Source organism: Novosphingobium naphthalenivorans NBRC 102051 (genome assembly GCF_001590985.1).
GTDB lineage: Bacteria > Pseudomonadota > Alphaproteobacteria > Sphingomonadales > Sphingomonadaceae > Novosphingobium > Novosphingobium naphthalenivorans.
Genome location: NZ_BCTX01000012.1, coordinates 1 through 14,102 on the forward strand (window position 1 = coordinate 1; position 14,102 = coordinate 14,102).

At 60.3% G+C, this 14,102-nt stretch carries 17 protein-coding genes; 10 read left to right on the plus strand and 7 right to left on the minus strand.

Translation table 11 applies throughout. The features are described from left to right. From NN5_RS05845 to NN5_RS05860, 4 genes are all read right to left on the minus strand, one after another. Positions 1-517 (minus strand): multicopper oxidase domain-containing protein (locus NN5_RS05845; protein ID WP_245656265.1); only part of this gene is annotated, 517 nt, incomplete at its 3' end. A gap of 131 nt (positions 518-648) precedes the next feature. After that, the gene (locus tag NN5_RS05850) at positions 649-1,209 is read right to left on the minus strand and encodes an RNA polymerase sigma factor (RefSeq protein WP_013833503.1); all 561 of its coding nucleotides are present in this window, start codon (positions 1,207-1,209) and stop codon (positions 649-651) included. Between the two features lie 6 nt (positions 1,210-1,215). After that, complete coding sequence (locus tag NN5_RS05855) at positions 1,216-1,659, minus strand: Spy/CpxP family protein refolding chaperone (RefSeq protein WP_013833502.1); 444 nt, start codon at positions 1,657-1,659, stop codon at positions 1,216-1,218. After that, positions 1,656-1,937, minus strand: a complete 282-nt coding sequence (locus NN5_RS05860) for a hypothetical protein (RefSeq protein WP_041558977.1) — start codon at positions 1,935-1,937, stop codon at positions 1,656-1,658. Before NN5_RS05860 ends, NN5_RS05855 begins: the two co-directional genes overlap by 4 nt. A 187-nt stretch (positions 1,938-2,124) precedes the next feature. Here NN5_RS05860 and NN5_RS05865 point away from each other — a divergent pair, with 187 nt between their 5' ends. The 4 genes from NN5_RS05865 (at position 2,125) to copD (ending at position 4,883) form a co-directional block, all read left to right on the plus strand. Further along, positions 2,125-2,829 (plus strand): class I SAM-dependent methyltransferase, encoded by a 705-nt coding sequence (locus NN5_RS05865; protein ID WP_013833501.1) that lies wholly within the window; start codon positions 2,125-2,127, stop codon positions 2,827-2,829. Next, complete coding sequence (locus NN5_RS05870) at positions 2,826-3,293, plus strand: DUF411 domain-containing protein (RefSeq protein ID WP_041558976.1); 468 nt, start codon at positions 2,826-2,828, stop codon at positions 3,291-3,293. Before NN5_RS05865 ends, NN5_RS05870 begins: the two co-directional genes overlap by 4 nt. Positions 3,294-3,559: 266 nt before the next feature. Then, the gene (copC, locus tag NN5_RS05875; protein ID WP_013833499.1) at positions 3,560-3,943 is read left to right on the plus strand and encodes a copper homeostasis periplasmic binding protein CopC; all 384 of its coding nucleotides are present in this window, start codon (positions 3,560-3,562) and stop codon (positions 3,941-3,943) included. A 13-nt stretch (positions 3,944-3,956) separates the two neighbouring features. Continuing rightward, positions 3,957-4,883 carry a copper homeostasis membrane protein CopD gene (gene copD, locus NN5_RS05880; protein ID WP_260046962.1) on the plus strand — a complete coding sequence of 309 codons (927 nt, stop codon included), beginning with the start codon at positions 3,957-3,959 and terminating at the stop codon, positions 4,881-4,883. Between the two features lie 12 nt (positions 4,884-4,895). Here the strand turns inward: copD and NN5_RS05885 are convergent, their stop codons facing one another. Further along, complete coding sequence (locus tag NN5_RS05885) at positions 4,896-6,179, minus strand: type II restriction enzyme NmeDI-related protein (protein ID WP_013833497.1); 1,284 nt, start codon at positions 6,177-6,179, stop codon at positions 4,896-4,898. A 127-nt stretch (positions 6,180-6,306) separates the two neighbouring features. After that, complete coding sequence (locus NN5_RS05890; RefSeq protein ID WP_013833496.1) at positions 6,307-6,945, minus strand: c-type cytochrome; 639 nt, start codon at positions 6,943-6,945, stop codon at positions 6,307-6,309. A 248-nt stretch (positions 6,946-7,193) separates the two neighbouring features. Here NN5_RS05890 and NN5_RS05895 point away from each other — a divergent pair, with 248 nt between their 5' ends. Beyond that, positions 7,194-8,228, plus strand: coding sequence for a hydroxyacid dehydrogenase (locus tag NN5_RS05895; protein WP_013833495.1), 1,035 nt, complete (start codon positions 7,194-7,196; stop codon positions 8,226-8,228). 13 nt (positions 8,229-8,241) lie between these two features. Here the strand turns inward: NN5_RS05895 and NN5_RS05900 are convergent, their stop codons facing one another. Beyond that, entirely contained in the window at positions 8,242-9,072 is an 831-nt protein-coding gene (locus tag NN5_RS05900) for a universal stress protein (RefSeq protein ID WP_051010071.1), read from the minus strand. Between the two features lie 189 nt (positions 9,073-9,261). Here NN5_RS05900 and NN5_RS05905 point away from each other — a divergent pair, with 189 nt between their 5' ends. From NN5_RS05905 to NN5_RS05925, 5 genes are all read left to right on the plus strand, one after another. Continuing rightward, positions 9,262-10,821 carry a PAS domain-containing sensor histidine kinase gene (locus NN5_RS05905; protein ID WP_148275005.1) on the plus strand — a complete coding sequence of 520 codons (1,560 nt, stop codon included), beginning with the start codon at positions 9,262-9,264 and terminating at the stop codon, positions 10,819-10,821. Next, positions 10,811-11,431, plus strand: a complete 621-nt coding sequence (locus NN5_RS05910; protein ID WP_013833492.1) for a response regulator transcription factor — start codon at positions 10,811-10,813, stop codon at positions 11,429-11,431. The genes NN5_RS05905 and NN5_RS05910 overlap by 11 nt, the downstream gene beginning before the upstream one ends. Positions 11,432-11,578: 147 nt before the next feature. Next, positions 11,579-11,962 carry a response regulator gene (locus NN5_RS05915; RefSeq protein WP_013833491.1) on the plus strand — a complete coding sequence of 128 codons (384 nt, stop codon included), beginning with the start codon at positions 11,579-11,581 and terminating at the stop codon, positions 11,960-11,962. Between the two features lie 623 nt (positions 11,963-12,585). Then, on the plus strand, positions 12,586-13,230 hold the full coding sequence (locus tag NN5_RS05920; protein WP_013833489.1) for an RNA polymerase sigma factor: 645 nt from the start codon (positions 12,586-12,588) through the stop codon (positions 13,228-13,230). Between the two features lie 250 nt (positions 13,231-13,480). Further along, positions 13,481-14,092 carry a LemA family protein gene (locus tag NN5_RS05925; RefSeq protein ID WP_013833488.1) on the plus strand — a complete coding sequence of 204 codons (612 nt, stop codon included), beginning with the start codon at positions 13,481-13,483 and terminating at the stop codon, positions 14,090-14,092. Positions 14,093-14,102: the final 10 nt, after the last annotated feature.

Sequence of the window (14,102 nt, forward strand, 5' to 3'; positions counted from 1 at the left end):
GGGTCCGGAGCTTTTCCATGATCGTCATGGGCTGCATGGGCGACCAGTCGGACAGCATCAGCACATATTCCCGGTCCCAGGTGAAGGGATCGGGCTCAAGCGGATCGATCACGATCGGGCCGTAGTGCCCCATCGGCTCCTGCAGCGTATGGGCATGCCACCAATAGGTGCCAGCCTGGCGGATCGGGAATTCGTAGCGAAATGTCTCGCCGGGCTTCACCGCCGCCATGGTCACGCCCGGTACGCCGTCCATCAGGAACGGCACCAGCATGCCATGCCAGTGGATGGATGTGCCTTCGGAGCTGTCGTTGACGAGGTCGACGACAAGCTTCTGGCCTTCCTTGAGCCGCACCAGCGGCCCCGGCAGCGTGCCATTAACGGTAACCGCCGGCCCGTGGCGCTTGCCGGTCCGGAAGGCGGCGTCGGCAACGGTCATGGTGAGGTGCTCGCCAGACAGCACATCGCTGCCGCGCCGTGCCAGAGTGCCCCCCGCCGCGCCACGTGCCCAGGCCGGCATGGCATGCGCTACGCCGAGCGCTCCCAACGAGGCTGTGCCCGTGGCCAGAAATTTTCGTCGATTAAGTGTTGGCATAATGAAAACCCGTTGTTGGATGTCAATGGCTGGTACGAGGCAGGACGCACGACCCCTCAGATTATTTCAAACTTCTCGCGAAGAAAATTTCGTGCGCGGTATATGCGTGTTTCCACCGCCTTTCTGCTGATGCCGAGAATCTTTGCGGCTTCCTCGTGACTGCGCCCATCGAACACGACCAGGATGAATGGTTCCTTCAGTTTCGGCGGCAGACGCACTATTTCCCGCTGCAAGAATTCGAGGTTTTGACGGATTATCAGCCGTTCTTCCTGATGGGGGTCGGGATGAGCGATGGAATTCGCGTCATCTTCCGCTTCGAATCTCAGCAGGCGGGAAATACGGCGCCGTCGCATAATATCGCGACATTTGTTGATTGTGATTGTCGTAAGCCATGGCGCGACCGGTTTTGTTTGGTCGAAACGATACAGCGCCAGCCACGCTGAGGACAACGCATTCTGCACGGCATCTTCGGCGTCGGATTTTTCGCCAAGCATTCGCAGGGAAAGACCAAGGAGTCTTGAAGCATGATCTGCGACGAGCCTGTCAAATGCGCTGCGATCACCGGCTCTCGCCGCAACGATAAGCCGCCGGTCCTCGCTGTCGCAGTCCTCGAACACAACCGTCTAGCTCTTTGGATCACTGGTGAGAGCCTTGCTTACCTCGCGGTCGAACGCCTTCTGTTGCGCGGGATCGAGCAGGGCGCGCATATCAAAGACGTGTCGGACGGTCGCCTTCTGGAGATCTCCCATCCGTGCGTGGACCTCGTCGATCTCGGCAGCGACCTTGGGGCCGTAGCGCTGCTCCTCGCTCATTGCCTCGGCAAGGCCCGCATTGGCGGAGCGCAATGCAAGTTCGAGTTTACGATGCTCTATGGCAAAATTCCGCTCCAGCGCACCGAGGCGGACTTCCTGCGCGGATGTAAGGCGCAACTCCTTGTGCACGAAGTCGTGCATGCCGCGGGACGTATCCTCTTGGGCAAGCCAGCGGTTGGTCGCGAATGCACCAAGACTGCCGGCCGCTACCGCCAAAATCAGCAGCAGGACCGCGTAGAAGGGCGTGACCTTCATGGCGCGATGTGGAGAAGCGCAGAGGGAGCCAGATCGGCCCCGTCCACCAGCGTATAGCCGACAGGATGCGCTGGGCCAGGATATTGCGTTCCCATGCCTGCTCCGAGGCCGATCGCAAATATCAGCAGGCCCAATATGGTTCTGCGGCGATGTTCGCGCGCCTCAGTCATTTGCCCGATGCGCTGCCAAAGACTGTCGTGAAATTCCGGCCCCGCAACCATAACGGGCGCATCGGCCGCAAGCCTTCGCAGGAGCATATCCAGCGCTTCGTCGTCCATCGTTCGGCCTCCTTAATCATGGCTCCGGTTGTCTATACGCAGCGCGGCCCTGCAGCCCTCGAAATATTTTTGAGGGATCATACTTCCGCAGGCGTAAAGGCAATGAATCGAGCCGAGCCCCTCTCGTTCAGTGCCAACTTGGCGGAGAGATCGTGTTCCACTCCAATCATCGGGGACTCAAGCAGAGATGGAAGCTTCCAACACAGCGGCGAAGGCGGACCATGGCTACACGCCTCCTCTTGGTCACCACCTTCTGACACCGTTCTATGATCTGGCCATTCGCGTGTGCACGTCGGAATCTGCGTGGCGCGGCGCCATCATTCAGCACGCGCGATTGAAGAAGGGGGACAGATTGATCGATGTCGGCTGCGGCACAGGGAGCTTGTTGGCCGAGCTGACGCAGTCTTGCCCAGATGCCGACATGATCGGCATCGAACCCGACGCCCAGGCTCTGGCTCTTGCGAAAAGGAAGTTTTCAGGCGTCGCCAATGCGCCGCGCTGGCACAATGGCTTTCTGGACAGCTTGGTGCCGGAAGCAAACTGGCGCGCAGACAAGATCGTCAGCAGCCTTGTCTTCCATCAGGTCCCCTTGGTGAGCAAGAAGTCGCTACTCGACCAGATGATTGGCTTCCTTGCGCCGGGAGGTGAGTTGCTCATCGCCGATTATATGCGGCAGGACGGTCGGCTGATGCGCGCTCTGTATCGCAACAGTGTCCAGCGCCTGGACGGCATTACCGATACGCAGCCGAACGCAGACGGAGCTTTGGAGCAGTTGCTCCTGAGCCGATTTGACGACGCTCAATGCCTGGAACGCTTCAACACACTCACAGGCACCATTTCGCTCTGGCGCGCAAGGAAGATCCGACAGGACAATGAAAGGACCAGCCGATGATTGGCAATTTCTCCAGATCCATACGCGGAACGAGTGTATCCGGTCTGCTCATGCTCGGGCTGGCCGCGTGTTCGGCCGGAGCTCAGGCGGCCAGCTACACGATGTATCGCGATCCCCAATGCGGTTGCTGCGAAAAATGGGCGGCCCACATCCGCTCGGATATGAAAGCGAAGGTTTCGGTTGTGGACACGGCAGACATGACTTCGCTCAAGGACCGCAAGGGCGTCCCGCAGCAGCTTCGCTCATGTCATAGCATGGTTGTCGATGGCTACGTAATCGAAGGCCATGCGCCGGCGCGCGATATTGCCAGACTGCTCCGCGAAAAGCCTGCAGGTGTTCGCGGACTTGCCGTTCCCGGCATGCCGCTCGGCTCGCCCGGGATGGAAGTGGGTGGCCGCATCCAGCATTACGCAGTCATCGCCTTCGGCCCCGGCGGAACGAAGCTCTTTGCCAGCTACCCCTGAAGGCCCTTCAAATATTGCGAAACCGGTGGGGAGTTGGAACTTGCAGGTAAGGTATCGGTCTTTCCACGCCATCCAACGGATCCTGCGTGCGTCAATCGGGCGCATTCGTGCGAATGCGCGGCAGAACCTGTTACCTGTCAATATTCTAATGCCATTTTGTCGGACAAGGCGGCCTCAAGCCCGCAAACAAAAATTTTTGCCCCTCATGTGAGGGATTACCCCGCGACGCGCGTATCAATCGTCGTTGCCGCCAAATGGAGTATGCCATGACCCCCGTTCGCACATTGCTCGCCGCTTTTGGCCTCGCTACCGCACTCATCAGCGGAACCGCGGCCCAGGCCCATCCCAAGCTAGTCTCATCGACCCCCGCAGCCGATGCGACCGTGGAGAGGCCGGCGAGGATCGAGTTGCGCTTCAACGAAACGCTCGTGAACCAGTTCTCAGGCATCGACCTCGTCATGACCGACATGCCGGGTATGAAGATGCCTCCAATGAAGATTGCGGTCGATACCAGCGTGGGCGCCGACGGCAAGACGCTCGTCGCGGTTCCCAAAAGTGCTCTGCACACGGGCACCTACAAGCTCGACTGGCATGCCGTTACCGCGGACACCCATCGCGTAAATGGCACATTCAACTTCAAGGTGAAGTGAGCCTGTGCCTGACGTGGCCGCCGTCCTTATCAGGTTCGCGCTTTACATGGACCTGATGCTGCTCTTCGGTTTGCCGCTCTTCGCGCTTTACGGCCTGCGCGGCGTGGAACGGTCTCCCGAGGCCGCTCTCACGCTGCGCAGGCTGGTGGGTGGAATTGCCTTCATCGGTCTGCTCTTGTCGGGCCAGGCGATTGTATCGCTCACCGCTTCGATGAGCGGCGTGGCTCCTGGCGAAGTTGACAGCTCCGCACTGCGCCTGGTGATCGGTGGCACGAGCGTCGGGACGACATGGCTCGTCCGCATCGGCGCGCTGTTGCTTTTCCTGGTCATAGCCCTGAGCCCGCACGGATTGCGCACGGGCTGGATGTGGCTGCTGTCGCTGTTGGGAGCGGTGGCGCTTTCGAGCGTCGTCTGGACAGGGCACGGCGCGATGGACGAGGGATGGGTTGGTCTCATTCACCTCGGTGCCGACATTATTCATCTGCTAGCCGCGGGTGTGTGGGTGGCAGCGCTGCTGGCGCTCACCACGCTGTTATTCCGGCCGCATCGCCGCATGACCCAGGCTCATGTCGAATTCTCGCATCGCGCATTGGCAAGCTTTGCCGTGGTCGGAACCGTTGTCGTCGCGCTGCTGGTTCTGACGGGCGGCGTGAACAGCTGGCTTCTCGTCGGCCCGGAGCGCTTCGGTTCGCTGCTGGGATCGCTCTACGGCCAGCTCCTGCTGGTCAAGCTGTTGCTTTTCGGAGTCATGCTGGGACTCGCCGCCGCCAACCGCTTCTATATGACCCCTGTGCTCGAGGCGGCCATCGCCTGCGGCGATCACATTGGCGCGGTCAACGGGCTGCGCAAGACTCTCCTTACCGAAACCACCTGCGCGATCGTAATCCTCGGCTTGGTAGCATGGCTCGGCATGCTCGAGCCGCCGATATCCGGGATGTAGCCCCGTTCGCCCTCAGGGCAACCGATGCGCAATCGCCTTGATGGCCTTGAGGCCGGAGCCAAAGCGGGCGATCGCCTCGCGGTGCTGCTCGAGTTCGCCATAAGGGAGATAGGAGATATCGAGGTCGGCGACCCGGCTGAACGCCGGACGGCGTAGTTGGGCGCGGACATCGGCCTCGCGCGCGTCCGGCGCGACGAGAAACAGCCCGGCGGAGGCGTGAAGGTCTCCGCCGCTCAGCGCCAGGTCGAGCATGCGGACAATTCCTGAATAGATCGACGTCGAATGCTCCACTTCGAAAGCCGCGGTGACATTCGCATTGCCCCGTTCGAGCCAGAGGACGTCGATCAGACGGATGGAATCTCCGCCGGAGGCGGTTGCGACGGCATTGGGTAAATGATCGAGACAGCGTGTCCCAAGCGGCATGCCGTCGTGAAGCCGCCCCCGGTCGTTTGCGGCGATCCAGACATCATAGCCCAATGCATGACCAAGATCGCGCAGCCAGGCCTGGATCTCGGTGTGGCTGCGATCACTTTCGTTTTGGGCGATCGTCACCTTGTCGAGCTTTTGCGCCTGCGCTCGCGCCTCGTCGAGCCGGGCCAGCCAGTCGCCCGCCAGAGCCTGAGCATCGTCGGGAGGCGGCGGCGGATAGCGGCCGTAACCCACATCAAACAACAGCCCGCCGATCGCGCCCAGATCGTTCGAAAGCAGATTGCGGTAGCGGTCGTTGAGATCGAGGATGCCGGAGCGCATGGCAAGAAAATGCTCCCAGCTTCCAAGCTTCACATTGGCGCCGGAGAGCGCATTGTACCCCTTGACGATGGCCGTGTTGAACGGGGGAACCAGCGTCGGGTGCAGAAAGTAGAGCAGATTGGCCACCGCCGGACCCAGCCCCTTGATCTTCAACCGGTCGATAGCGTGGATGCCTGAGATGATCTCCTCCGCGTTGTCGCAGCAAGAGCAATGATGAAGCAGCCGCCCGAAGGCGCGCTGGTTGTCCGGATTTTCGTAAATGTCGGGGATCCGGAGCTTTGGCTTCCAGAGGAAGGCGTGATCGGCGCCCTTGAAGATCTGGCGCTGTTCGGCCACCGAATGCACAACCGTCTCGAGCGAGGATCCGCGGTAGGCGACACCAAAGCGGCCCGCCTCGATCTCTGCAACGACTTGTGCAATCCCGCGCCGGATCGAGCGAAAGTTCTTCAAGCGCTCGTCCCAGAGGAACCAGCTCCGGTAAGTTGCTCCCGGATCCTCGCGCCAGCGACCGATCAGTTCGCGGACCAGATCGCGCCCGGTGTTCATACAGATGGTCCCCCTTCGACTCGTCGTGCCTACGGCATTATATTTCGACGTAAATCGATCGCGTCCAGTTATTGGGATCTCAAGTCCCAAGTTGAAGACGGGCGCTGCTTCCGGCTTTTGGAAGGGGTCAATGCGTTCCCTCATGATGCGAATCGGGGTGAGCATCGTCGTGCGGCTTTTTTGGCGTCCCCTCCATTTCGTTCATCATCATCGCATCATGGTCCTGCGGTGCGCTTTTTATCACCGCTTGATATTGAGCGGGTGAAAGCTTCGGGAGTTGCTGGACGAAGGCGACCATGTCCCAGATGAGCTTGTCGTCATGGGTTTTGCCCCATGCGGGCATCGCGGTCAGCTTGACACCATGCTTGATGATCCAGAATTCCTGTGCCGGCGTATGGTCCGATACTCGGGCGAGTTCCGGCGCCTGTGGGTAGAGGCCCTGACTGATTTCGGTCTTCTCCATACCCGGCGCCAGATGACAGCCGCTGCACATCTCTGTGTAGAGGCCCGCGCCTGCGGAGACGCGCTTTGGATCGGCCAGATCCCTGGGCACGGCGATCGACCGCGCGCGGGTGGCAATCGACTGGTCGCGAAGATTCTCGATGAGCCAATAGGTGAAGCGATAATGGGGCGCGTCGGCAGCGATGTTGTACACACCGAGATAGATTGCGATGCCACCCAGTCCGGAAAGGATCAGAAGGGTCAAGATGATGAAGGTCGTGCTCGGCAAATGGTGCCGCAAGTCGATGTTTCGCAAACCAGCCATTGGCTATCTCCCGTGACAGCGCCCGGATTGGGCGTCAAATGAGAGGCACTGCTTGCCGCGCCTACTTTGAACGTGATACGCGCGCCGGTGCAAAATCCCTCAAAAGGCAGGCGCTTTTTTTCGAAACCGGGGTCCGGTGGGTTCCGGTCGGCCTGTAACCACAGGGTTTGTCGCGCGTCCGAGTAGATGGAGACGGTCGCGCATCGCTTTTGGCTGTCTTTCGCTACCTAATCGGGCAAGAGGGCCATATGAAGTTGATCGCATTCGAAACCGAAGCTTGGGAGGCTGAGGCGTGCCACGCCCTTCCGCCGGAGATCGAGTTCACCTGCACCGAGGGCGCGCTCGACGAGACCAATGTCGCCGCTTACCACGACGCGGAAATCATAACCGTTTTCGTCCATTCGAGATTGACGATACCGGTTCTGGCCCAGATGCCACATCTCAGGCTTATCGCGACGCGGTCGACCGGTTATGATCATATTGACCTGAACTTTTGCGCAAAGGCGGGCATCGCTGTCGCGAATGTGCCCGGTTATGGCGATGTGACTGTCGCCGAGCATGTGTTTGCACTACTGCTGGGCTTGGCGCGCCATCTGCCTGCCTATAGCGAAAGGGCTCGGCACGGTGATTTCAACCCGGCCGATCTGCGCGGGTTCGATCTGTTCGGCAAGACCATCGGCGTGATCGGCACCGGGCGGATCGGCCAATGCGTCATCCAGATTGCCCGCGGTTTCGGAATGAAAGTGCTCGCCCATGACATCGCGCCTCGCAACGAGGTCGCTGAGGCTTTGGGCTTTCGCTATGTCGATCTTCCTGTCCTGCTTGGTGATGCCGACGTCGTTTCTCTCCACCTGCCTGCGACGCCCGGCACGAAGGGCATGATAGGTAATGCCGAATTCGCACTGATGAAGAACGGAGCTGTCCTGATCAACACGGCGCGTGGCAACATCATTGAGACTGAGGCGCTCGTTCGGGCCATCACCAGCGGCAAGATACGGGCAGCGGGTCTTGATGTTCTTCCGCAGGAACCGCTTATCCGGGACGAAGCCGAGGTCTTTCGTGGACGTGAGATTGGGGCGGACGCACTCAAGGAACTGCTTGCTCATCATGTCTTGGCGAGCGCTTCCAATGTCCTCATCACGCCGCACGTTGCCTATAACACTGAGGATGCTCTTCGCCGGCTCATCGACATGACGATCGAGAACATTCGTGCCTTTGTCGCAGGTCATCCGATCAACCTTGTGGCGATGGACTCGGGGCAGGCCCGTGCGGTGAACGGTTGAAGCTCTGGGACCGTCAATGCGACAGAAGTAGTGAGATCGGGCAATCCTGCAGCATTGCGCGCGTGACGCCTCCGAACACCCGCTCGCGGAAGCGCGAATGGCCGTAGCCGCCCATGACGATACAGGAAGCGCCCAGTTCGCGGGCTGAGGCCTTGAGCGTCTCGGCCACCGATGGTTCGGCTTGCCGTTCGTGTATCTCCACATGGATCCCGTGCCGCGAGAGGTAACTGGCAACTTCGGCCGGTGGAGAGTCGAGGGGGTCTTCCGTGATCGTCACAACATGGATGCTTGCTGCTGCCCTGGTCAGCGCGAGGCTGTGGCGGACCGAATTGGCGGCTTCCACCGTCCCGTTCCATGCAATCATGACCGGGCTGCAGGGGTCGAATTGCAGCGTATTGCCGGGAACGGCGAGAATGGGAACGTGGCCATGCACGAGGAGGGCTCCGGCCACGGAAAGGTCCGGTGCCTCGTCTCCGGTGCCGACAACGATCACATCGGCCAACAGCGCCTCGCGAAGGATCTCGATTGCCGTGTCCCCACTCCGGACCCGCCAGTCCCAGGAGACCATATCGCTGTTCAATCTCGCTTCCAGAGCAGCGCGCAGCTCGCGTGCGGGCACTTCCACGCTGTCAATGAAGAGATTGAAAGTTTCCGGCGATATCGCACCATCGGCAGGAAAATACGGCGTCGGCGTCACCTGCAGGCAGATCAGATGCCCATCTTGATAGCGGGCCAGCGACAAGGCCGTCTGGAAGCGGGCTTCCATGCCAGGGTCGTCCTCGACATGCAGTAGGATGTTCTTCACGCGCGTCTGCTCTCTGAATGATGGCGGCAGCAGGATCAATGCCGCCCATTAGACGCTCCCGGATTCCGGAAATTACAGCATCAGAAATTTTTTTCGTCCCGCCATAAGGGATGTGCGTCCGGGCTGCGTATAGCCCATTGGGATCACTCCTTGTCCGCGCGGAGCTATGACGTGCGTCCACGATGCCGGCGTTATCAGGCTGAGAGATCGGGGGAAATGGAGCGGCAAATGGAAAAAGATGCACCGAGCCAGTCTGTCGAGTGCAGAGACAAGTCGGCGGCGCCGACAGCGGACGAGGTTCTGCATTTCATCGACCAACTAAATGACGAAGCCATAGTCATGCTCGACCTCGGTGGGCGCATAACGCTGTGGAGCAAGGGCGCTGAGCTCCTAAAGGGATGGAGTGCGGAAGAGGTACTGGGCAGGCACTGGTCGATGCTTTATCCGGCCGCTGCGATTGCCGGAGGCAGGCCAGATCAGATCTTAGAGATCGCCCGAACAGATGGGCGCTATTCTGGCGAGGAGCCCCGGGTTTGCAGCGATGGGACCGAGTTTCTTGCGCACGTGACAGTCTATCCGTTGCTGGACTCAGGCGGTCGTGTGACGGGCTATGGCAAGGTTGTTCGCGACATCACCGAATGGCAGCGTGCCCAGACCGCCTTGCAGACGCAGGAAGCCCACTTGCGCTCGATCCTGGACACCGTGCCGGACGCAATGGTGGTGATCGACGAACGGGGATCGATTCAATCCTTCAGTGCGGCCGCCGAGCGGCTGTTTGGCTATGAGGAGAGCGACCTTCTGGGGCGTAATGTCAGCCTGCTTGCTCCCTCCCCCCATCGCGAGGCGCATGACGGCTATCTCGCCCGGTATCTGGCGACGGGCGAGCGCCGCATTATCGGCATCGGCCGCGTGGTGTCCGGCCGCAAGCGTGATGGCGGCATTTTCCCGATGGAGCTCGCCGTGGGTGAAGTCGTGCAGGACAATGGCCACCGGCTTTTTACTGGCTTCATTCGTGATCTGACGGCCAGGCAGGATATCGAGCGGCGTCTGCAGGATCTCCAGGAGGAGTTGATCCATATTGGGCGCGTATCCGCCGTGGGGACCATGGCCTCAACGTTGGCCCATGAACTGAACCAGCCGCTGACCGCTGTTGCCAGTTATGTGATGGCTGCGCAGGCGCTCCTGGACGCCAATCAGCCGGGCGCCTTGGCAGAAGCCCGTGAGGCGCTTGCCGATGGCATTGCCGAGGCGGTCCGGGCCGGCCAGATCGTGCGCCGCCTTCGCGATTTCGTCGCGCGCGGCGAAACCGAGCGGGAAATTGTCAGCCTGACCAAATTGATCGAGGAGGCCGCGGCGCTTGCGCTTGCCGGCGCAAGCCTGCGCGGCATTCGGGTGGAGATGAATCTCGATCCGGCCGTGACGCGGGTGCTCGTCGATCGCGTGCAGATCCAGCAGGTGCTGCTTAACCTGATCCGTAACGCGGTCGAGGCTATGGAAGGCTGCGAGCGCCGAGAGCTTGTGCTTTCGACGGCAGCGATGGGCGATGAGGAGGTTGAGCTGGCGGTTGCCGACACCGGCGCGGGGCTCTCGGACGAGATTGCCGAACGGTTGTTCGAGCCGTTCAACAGCACCAAGGCGCAAGGTCTTGGCGTGGGTCTTTCCATATGCCGCACCATTGTTGAGGCTCACGAGGGACGTCTTTGGGCAGAGCCGGGTTCGGAGGGAGGCACGGTGTTTCGTTTCACCTTGACGCGCATGGATCGAGCGGAGCCGCAGGATGACCGTTGAGAAGCTTGTCTATATCATCGACGATGACGGCGCCATTCGCCGCTCGACCAGCCTTTTTCTCCGCACTCAGGGTTATGCCGTGGAAAGTTACAGTTCGGGCGTGCCGTTTCTCGAGGCAGCGGGCTCTCTGCGCCCGGGCTGCGTAATGCTCGACGTGCGGATGCCCGAAATCGACGGGATCGCTGTCCTGGAGCAGATGCGTTCCGCCGGAGTGGATTTCCCGGTTGTCGTGATGACAGCGCATGGCGATGTCAGCACCGCAGTCACGGCAATGCGCAAGGGTGCCCACAACTTTATCGAGAAGCCCTTTGAGCAGGACACGATCCTTCAAGCGCTGGAGGAAGTCTTTGCTGTCGCCGAGCAGGCGGATGCTCAGCGGCTTACCGCGGCCGCTGCGTTGTCGCGTATCGAAACACTGACGCCTCGTGAACGGGATGTTCTGGAGGGCCTCGCCACCGGGCAGACCAACAAGATGATCGCTCTTGCCCACGGCATCAGCCCGCGGACCGTGGAGATCCACCGGGCCAACATGATGGAAAAACTCGGCGTGCGCACATTGCCCGAGGCATTGCGCATCGCACTGATCGCGGGTCTCGGCACCGAACCCTAGCCTGCCCACCGATTAAGGAATCGCACTTATACTGCCCGGTTTGGCCCGAACGTAGATCAAGGAGAGCAGCTTTCGCGCTGCCGACACAAATTGTATGGGACGTGCCGGGTGATCAGGACAGACGAGAAGGATGATGCCGACCATTGCGTGCTGCTCGTCGACGACGACCAGGCAGTGCGTCGCTCGATCAGTCTGCTCCTTCGCGCACGCGGGTTCAGCGTTCACGACTTTGGCTCGGCCGCTGAATTGCTGGCCGATCGGGCGTGCGCTTTAAGCCATTGCCTGATCACGGACTATTCGATGCCCTTGATGGACGGATTGACGCTGCTTGCGCGGCTTCGCGAAAGCGGATGGCCGGGGACTGCCATTCTCATTACTGGACGCTATCAGAACGATCTGGAAAAGCGCGCGCTGGAAGCCGGGTTTTCGGCTCTGGTTGAAAAGCCCCTGACCGACGAGAAGTTGGTCGGCTTGATCGCGCAGTGCCTCGACAAGCCGCCATTGCAGGGCGGGTACCGACCTGCGTCCTGATCAGAGCAGAAGCGCCCGTCGAATTGCCTTGCCCGAAAACTTGATGTCTGGCTTTCATCCGCTGTCAGATCTCCCGGCCGAACCCTGTGATCGCGGTCATCCGGACTCGCGTCTCGTGCAACTTCACGGGAGCCATGCCGCTTCGATTACAACGCCAGCGATACGATGTCGCGTAGTATTAGGTAACCGCCCGTAGTCCTTCTGGCAGAAGCGCATGATAGCCCATTCTCATCAGATGAGTGGAGGGCACCATGCTGGCGCAGTTGGGTTCTATTGGATGTCGAATAGAAATCATCAAGATACCTGACAATAATAGCGCGTCTATTTTCAATAGGATGGAACAATCTCCGAGTGCCACGTACAGCATGGCTCTGAAAATTGTTTATGAACTTCGGAATATATTGACGGCGCTGAATGGCGGCGTGCGGATGCCTGGAGCACGCGCCGGTCGGGAACCTCAAAAATGCTGTTCGCCGGCTTTGATCAAGCCCTCCCTTGGCATCCAGCCGTCGAGGCACTCGTCACAAGCGCCACGCGGTGAAACCTGAAGCGCTGCCCTTTGCGGTCCGACTCAATTCAGGCCGCGCCGGGATGGGACCGTCGTCGAAATAGGGAGTATAGCAATGTTCGACATATGCCCTAACAACGAAACTCACACCGAGGAAGGCGATTCCTTTGGTGGGGACGCGGCAGATGAAACGAAGCGCCGGATCGTGCGCAAGGAACTGGCGTCCTGCTATCAACGCTACCGCGTCATGGCGGCGCGGCGCCTGCGTGACGAGATCGCGGCCGATGACGTGGTGCAGGCATTCGCACTCAAGGCCCTGGAGCGCTTCGAACAGCTGCGCGATGTCGAGGCGGTCCATGGCTGGCTTCGCCGCTTGTTCGAAACCACGCTAATCGATTTCTGCCGACGCCGGGGAACTCGCGGTCAGCGGGAGGTGGCATTTGAGCTGGAGATTCACGATCGTCCGCATGAAGCCTTGACGGACAGCGTGCCGGATCCGGAGAGGACGATTGTGAGCCTGATGTCGAACATCAAGCAGGAATATGCAGATGTCATCTACCGGCTCGATCTGAAGGACCAGCGCAAGGAGGATGCGGCGCGGGAGCTCGGCATAACCGTGAACAATCTGACAGTCCGGGCCCACAGGGCGCGTCGCGCCCTTCGTGACGCGATCGAGACCGTATCGGTCTCGTTTAATGGCGCCGCCTTGGCATCGGTAAGTAGCGCCTGTTCGCCGGCATTCGCGCTCGCCAGGTCATAGCCGCGAACCAGAAAGGGTACAGTGTGGGCGATCTGGGCGCCGCCTTGTCAGCGTCACACCAAAGGGTGCACGCCGCGTATGTTGTAGGCGCTGCACCTGCACGCTGATCCAGTAGTCGCTGGCCTTCGCAGAGGTGGCGTAACCCTCCGACGTTTGAGCTACATCAGCTGTAATAACATGTGCCCAACGGCGTCGAATGGTGGACTACCCTACGAGAGAACTCTCTCATTTGCTCGAAAGAAAGGCAGAGATGATTAGTTTGCCGAAGTTCGCCCGTACTTGGGTAATTGCCACCATTGCAGCGCTCGGGCTTACCAGTTGCGGAATCAACTCGGTGCCGACGGCGCAGGAGAACGCAAAGGCGAAGTGGGCCGACGTCCAAGCAGCCTTTCAAGAGCGCGCCAACCTGGTTCCGAATCTCGCCGTCGTCGCTAAGGGCGCGGCCGAGCAGGAGAAGGGCATTCTCACCGGCGTGATCGAAGCGCGCGCCAAGGCGACCAGCATCCAGCTCAATGCCAATGAGCTCTCCGATCCCGCCAAGATGGCGCAGTTCCAGGCCGCGCAGAACCGGCTTTCCACTTCGCTGGCCGGCTTCGGGCGACTGCTGGCCAATGTTGAGGCATATCCCGAACTCAAGAGCATCACGAACTACCAGATGCTGCAGAGCCAGCTTGAAGGCCAGGAAAACCGCATTCGTGTGGCGATCCGCGACTACAATGGTGCGGTTCAGGATTACAATACGCGCGTGCGCACCTTTCCCGAGATGATCGGCGCCGCGATCCGCGGCGCCAAGCCGATAGTGCCCTACCAGGCGGTTACATCCGGCGCCGAAGTCGCGCCGAGCCTCAACGGCAAGCTCTGAGAACGACCTA

What these genes read in the sequence shown, in the direction of transcription:
- NN5_RS05855 (WP_013833502.1), bottom strand. Translation starts at nt 1,659, where the DNA reads ATGAAGGTCACGCCCTTCTACGCGGTCCTGCTGCTGATTTTGGCGGTA.
- NN5_RS05920 (WP_013833489.1), top strand. Translation starts at nt 12,586, where the DNA reads ATGTTCGACATATGCCCTAACAACGAAACTCACACCGAGGAAGGCGAT.
- NN5_RS05890 (WP_013833496.1), bottom strand. Translation starts at nt 6,945, where the DNA reads ATGGCTGGTTTGCGAAACATCGACTTGCGGCACCATTTGCCGAGCACG.
- NN5_RS05860 (WP_041558977.1), bottom strand. Translation starts at nt 1,937, where the DNA reads ATGGACGACGAAGCGCTGGATATGCTCCTGCGAAGGCTTGCGGCCGAT.
- NN5_RS05885 (WP_013833497.1), bottom strand. Translation starts at nt 6,179, where the DNA reads ATGAACACCGGGCGCGATCTGGTCCGCGAACTGATCGGTCGCTGGCGC.
- copC (WP_013833499.1), top strand. Translation starts at nt 3,560, where the DNA reads ATGACCCCCGTTCGCACATTGCTCGCCGCTTTTGGCCTCGCTACCGCA.
- NN5_RS05905 (WP_148275005.1), top strand. Translation starts at nt 9,262, where the DNA reads ATGGAAAAAGATGCACCGAGCCAGTCTGTCGAGTGCAGAGACAAGTCG.
- NN5_RS05865 (WP_013833501.1), top strand. Translation starts at nt 2,125, where the DNA reads ATGGAAGCTTCCAACACAGCGGCGAAGGCGGACCATGGCTACACGCCT.
- NN5_RS05910 (WP_013833492.1), top strand. Translation starts at nt 10,811, where the DNA reads ATGACCGTTGAGAAGCTTGTCTATATCATCGACGATGACGGCGCCATT.
- NN5_RS05895 (WP_013833495.1), top strand. Translation starts at nt 7,194, where the DNA reads ATGAAGTTGATCGCATTCGAAACCGAAGCTTGGGAGGCTGAGGCGTGC.
- NN5_RS05870 (WP_041558976.1), top strand. Translation starts at nt 2,826, where the DNA reads ATGATTGGCAATTTCTCCAGATCCATACGCGGAACGAGTGTATCCGGT.
- NN5_RS05925 (WP_013833488.1), top strand. Translation starts at nt 13,481, where the DNA reads ATGATTAGTTTGCCGAAGTTCGCCCGTACTTGGGTAATTGCCACCATT.